The 386-nt window shown below is 68.7% G+C and carries 1 protein-coding gene; it reads right to left on the bottom strand.

Features of this window, described 5'->3' with window-relative positions:
* Positions 1-56: 56 nt before the first annotated feature.
* On the bottom strand, positions 57-296 hold the full coding sequence (locus ACSNOD_RS31795; protein WP_436770527.1) for a DUF1059 domain-containing protein: 240 nt from the start codon (positions 294-296) through the stop codon (positions 57-59).
* Positions 297-386: the final 90 nt, after the last annotated feature.

Below are 386 nucleotides of genomic sequence, written 5' to 3' on the forward strand. Positions count from 1 at the left end.
TGCTGCGGGTGGGCGGGTGGCGGGCGGGCCGTGGCTGCCGACGGCCGCGCGCGTGGCTACAGGTCGAAGATCTCCCCTTCGGGGGGCGGTGGCCCGCCCTTCGGGATCGCCGGCACCAACTCGTCCTGGAGCATGGCCCGGATCTCGCGGCGCAGCTCGGGAGTGTCCGTGTGCTGATGGACCGAGACGGCGTGTTCGGCGGCGGCCCGGACGACCTCTTCCTCCTCACCCGAGATCGAGAGCGTGCAGTTCGATTCGCTCGGAAAGCGACGACAATCGGCGACTTTCCTGGTCATCGCGACCTCCTGGATGACATCCCCCACTCTCAGCTTAGAGCGTGTTCGCCGCCGGGGGCGGGGCCCCGAGCCTGTCTCTTATACACAACT

It is taken from the genome of Streptomyces sp. URMC 123 (assembly GCF_051386515.1).
Classification (GTDB): Bacteria; Actinomycetota; Actinomycetes; order Streptomycetales; family Streptomycetaceae; genus Streptomyces.